At 44.7% G+C, this 4,334-nt stretch carries 4 protein-coding genes; all 4 read left to right on the forward strand.

The window, feature by feature from the left end; genetic code table 11:
- Positions 1 to 74: 74 nt before the first annotated feature.
- The 4 genes from AB4209_RS19245 (at position 75) to fre (ending at position 4,010) form a co-directional block, all read left to right on the forward strand.
- Positions 75 to 1,070, forward strand: a complete 996-nt coding sequence (locus AB4209_RS19245; protein ID WP_017059249.1) for a hypothetical protein — start codon at positions 75 to 77, stop codon at positions 1,068 to 1,070.
- 98 nt (positions 1,071 to 1,168) lie between these two features.
- Complete coding sequence (gene ubiD, locus AB4209_RS19250; protein ID WP_017059250.1) at positions 1,169 to 3,010, forward strand: 4-hydroxy-3-polyprenylbenzoate decarboxylase; 1,842 nt, start codon at positions 1,169 to 1,171, stop codon at positions 3,008 to 3,010.
- Positions 3,007 to 3,276 carry a 2Fe-2S iron-sulfur cluster-binding protein gene (locus tag AB4209_RS19255; protein WP_372056940.1) on the forward strand — a complete coding sequence of 90 codons (270 nt, stop codon included), beginning with the start codon at positions 3,007 to 3,009 and terminating at the stop codon, positions 3,274 to 3,276. The genes ubiD and AB4209_RS19255 overlap by 4 nt, the downstream gene beginning before the upstream one ends.
- Before the next feature lie 20 nt (positions 3,277 to 3,296).
- Positions 3,297 to 4,010 (forward strand): NAD(P)H-flavin reductase, encoded by a 714-nt coding sequence (fre, locus tag AB4209_RS19260; protein WP_017059251.1) that lies wholly within the window; start codon positions 3,297 to 3,299, stop codon positions 4,008 to 4,010.
- Positions 4,011 to 4,334: the final 324 nt, after the last annotated feature.

The following is a 4,334-nucleotide window of genomic DNA, read 5'->3' on the forward strand; positions in this document are numbered from 1 at the left end:
CGCGATGAACCTTTTTATTTGCATTTTGTAGCGCCAGCTTGCAGAATGAGCAAAAGTGTTACAAGGACGTTAAAATGCAACATGGACTGTTGTCATCATTACTCCTGTCTACTTCACTGTTATTTTCACCGGTTGGTATGAGCTATGCCACCGAGATGTCTCCACTTACAGTAGAGTCTTGGCTTGAGAATGATCAAGTAAAACTGAAAACTGCTGAACTACTAGAGCTTGTCGTACGTGACGAAGTCAATTCGCTACGCTTTGCGCTTGAGCGCCTGACATTTCCCCAGCAAGAGGTGGCTCGTTACCAACTCTTGAAGAAGCTTGAACAGCAAAAAATCGTACTCACACCCAAGATGTCTATCTTCATCGAGCAGCAACTTGCTATCACGCCCACTTATCAAGTCTTAGAACGTGGCGATGGCTATGAGTTTACGGTACCTGCCTTTAATTACCCTTCAATTGCTAATCGCCTTATTAAACAATGGCGTCAAGATCAGAAGACATTGGTATTTGTGCTAGATGCAGAGAAACAGGAACTCGACCTAAAAGAGTGGTTATCTGGATCTGAACATCAAGTTCAAACGCGAGAAGCGTTGCTCATTAGAGAGCTAGACAGTTTGTCTCCTGAAGCGGTTGATTACCTAACTAAGCAACTCACAGCATCTTCTATTGTTAGTTGGTTACCTTCTACTGAGGTGGTGGTTCGATTAGCGCAAGTGAGCGAAGACCCAGAGGTTTACAAAATTCTATGGCGAATGAAGGCCGATTATCATAGCCAAGCTGAGCTAGTTCGCCTTGCTGAAACCAAACAAACGTTCGCGCTTGAACAGGTGATGGCAGCGACTAAGAACCCGCGTTTGAAAGATGAAGCGATTACTTTGCTTACCAAAGTTAACCCGTTATCAGAAGAGGTGAAGCTGTTCCTTGTCTCTAGGATGGCGATTGCTGATGAAGCACCATTAGTTGCGCGTGAACTCGCCAAACAAGGTCATACGCGATGGTTGCAAGATCTCGTCAATGATAACCCTCAGGTGAAGAGTTCTTTGATCGAGCAAGCATTACCGTAAAGTGGATTTTGCCTCTCAATAACCACACTAAAAAGGGGGACCTCAGCGTCACCCTTTTTGATATACTGAGCGCAGAATAATCAGCATGTAGAAGTCCTATGAGTTTTAAAGATTTACGTGATTTTATCGACCATCTTGAAAGTATTGGTCAGTTGAAACGCATTTCTCACCCAGTCGATCCAGACTACGAAATGACCGAGATTAGCGACCGTACTCTACGTGCTGGTGGCCCGGCTCTTTTGTTTGAAAATCCAGTAGGCTATGACATGCCCGTTTTGACCAATCTATTTGGTACACCTAATCGGGTTGCTATTGGTATGGGACGTCAAGAAGTCAAAGAACTGCGTGAAGTGGGCAAGTTGCTTGCTTACCTAAAAGAACCTGAGCCACCAAAAGGCTTTAAAGACGCTCTTGATAAACTACCTGTGTTTAAGCAAGTCTTAAACATGCCAGCTAAACGCCTTCGCAAAGCGGCTTGCCAACAAGTGGTATGGCAAGGCGATGACGTCGACCTAGATAAAATCCCTGTGATGAGCTGTTGGGCTGATGATGTCGCGCCATTGCTAACATGGGGTTTAACGGTTACTCGTGGTCCAAACAAGAAACGCCAAAACTTAGGTATCTATCGTCAGCAGAAGATCGGCAAGAATAAAATCATCATGCGTTGGTTAGCCCACCGTGGTGGAGCATTGGATCTGCGTGATTGGATGGAAACTAACCCTGGGAAACCATTCCCAGTATCGGTAGCGTTTGGTGCTGATCCTGCCACCATTCTTGGTGCGGTTACGCCAGTGCCGGATAGTTTATCTGAGTACGCGTTTGCAGGCTTACTACGTGGTAGTAAAACTGAGGTCGTTAAATCAATCAGCAACGACTTAGAAGTTCCCGCAAGTGCAGAAATCGTGATGGAAGGTTACATCGACCCGAATGAATTCGCAGATGAAGGGCCTTACGGAGATCATACTGGTTACTACAACGAGAAAGAAAAGCACCATGTGTTTACTATTACTCATGTAACCATGCGCGAGAACCCTATCTATCACAGCACCTATACTGGCCGTCCACCTGATGAGCCAGCGGTATTGGGTGTTGCGCTAAATGAAGTGTTTGTGCCTATTCTTCAAAAGCAGTTCCCAGAGATTGAAGATTTCTATCTACCGCCTGAAGGTTGTTCGTACCGAATGGCAGTCGTGACCATGAAGAAGCAATACCCAGGTCACGCTAAGCGAGTGATGATGGGTGTATGGTCTTTCTTACGCCAATTCATGTACACCAAATTTGTATTGGTGTGTGATGAAGATGTGAATGCACGTGATTGGTCTCAAGTAACCGCAGCGATGTGCGAACATATGGATCCGTCACGCGATAGCCTGATGATAGAGAACACGCCGATCGATTCATTGGATTTTGCCTCACCCGTGGTTGGGTTAGGTTCTAAGATGGGTCTAGATATTACTAAGAAGTGGGACGCAGAGTTAGCGTTATCGCCAGATGTCCAAACAGCACCTGTAAATAGTGAACATATTGAGGGTAGCTTGGCTGAGTTAACCAAGGTTCATCCTGAAATTATTGATGTTCACCTGCAAAACGACAATGCCAGCATGGTTGTGGTGTCTATTGATAAGCAAGCTGCCGGTAATGGTAAGAAAATCATGGAAGCGGTTTGGTCTCAATTTGATGAGAACAAGTTTGTTATCGTGTGTGATGGCGATGTCAATGTGAGTGATTGGAATGACATCATTTGGGCTGTAACGACAAGAATGGATCCGGCGAGAGATACGTTATTCCTGCAGAACGAAACTGGACACTCAAAAATGGGTCTCGATGCGACCAATAAGTGGGAAGGTGAATGCCTGCGTGAGTGGGGTGTACCAATCACAAAAGATCCTGATGTTGTGAAAAAGATTGATAGCATCTGGGAACAGCTAGGAATTTCATGAGCTACCAAGTAGTCTTATACCCAGAAAACATCAGTTTCACAGTAGAAAAAGGGCAAACGGTCTTGGATACTGCGCTCAACAGCGATATCTATTTCCCAAACCGTTGCCAAGTTGGCGCATGCGCAATGTGTATGTGCAAAAAATTAGAAGGGCAAGTGAGTTACCACCTTGAACCCATGCTCACAGAGAAAGAGCAGCAACAAGGCTGGATTTTTGCTTGCCAAGCATTTGCAGAAAGTAATTTAGTTCTAACCTTTGCCGATTAAGGGTTAGTAAGAGGAAGAACATGACTATTAAATGTAAAGTGAAGTCTATCGAGCCTTTGGCTTGTAATACTTACCAAATCCTACTTCACCCAGAAACACCGGTCGCTTTTAAAGCGGGCCAGTACCTGATGGTTGAAATGGGCGAGAAAGATAAGCGCCCATTCTCTATCGCAAGTAGCCCTTGCCGCCACGAAGGTGAGCTTGAGCTGCACATTGGTGCTGCCGAGCACAACGCTTACGCACTAGAAGTGGTTGAAGCGATGAAGAAGGCACAAGCTGAAGATGGCGATATTGCGATTGATGCTCCACACGGAGATGCTTGGATCAAAGAAGAAAGCGATCGCCCTCTATTACTTATTGCTGGTGGCACGGGTTTCAGCTACGTGCGCTCTATTCTTGATCACTGCATCGCGCAAAATAGCTCGAAAGAGATCTACCTATACTGGGGCGCAAAAGATGAGTGCCAGTTATATGCTAAAGAAGAGTTGGTTGGCATTGCAGAAAAGCATAGCAATGTGCACTTTGTACCGGTAGTAGAAGAAGCACCGGAAGTTTGGCATGGCCAAACAGGTAATGTGCTTGAGGCTGTTATGCAAAGTTTCGAATCATTAGCTGATTTCGATATCTATATTGCAGGTCGTTTTGAAATGGCGGGCGCTGCAAGAGACCTATTTACTCAGAATAAAGAAGCAAAGCGTGACCATATGTACGCTGATGCTTACGCATTTATCTAACAATACCCTTAGATTTTGAGCAAAAAGAGAGCAGAAATGCTCTCTTTTTTACGTTTAGGTGAACTATTAGGCAGTTAACCCCTATTTATTCATTTTTCATGAAAAAGTAGTTGCTAAGCTGAGAGGGTTCCCTATAATGCGACACCACTGAGACGGCAGACGCCACAAGGCTTCAGCAAGAATCAGTAAGACGGAAAGCGACAAAAAATTAATTTTCAAAAAGTGTTTGACACTGAATGTTAATTCGCTAGAATGGCCGTCCACTTCGAGAGGCTCCTTACTTAAAAGGAACGCTCAAGAAGTTAAGCTCTTTAACAATTTAAA

The organism is Vibrio sp. 10N.286.48.C11 (assembly GCF_041469805.1).
GTDB classification, from domain to species: domain Bacteria; phylum Pseudomonadota; class Gammaproteobacteria; order Enterobacterales; family Vibrionaceae; genus Vibrio; species Vibrio crassostreae_C.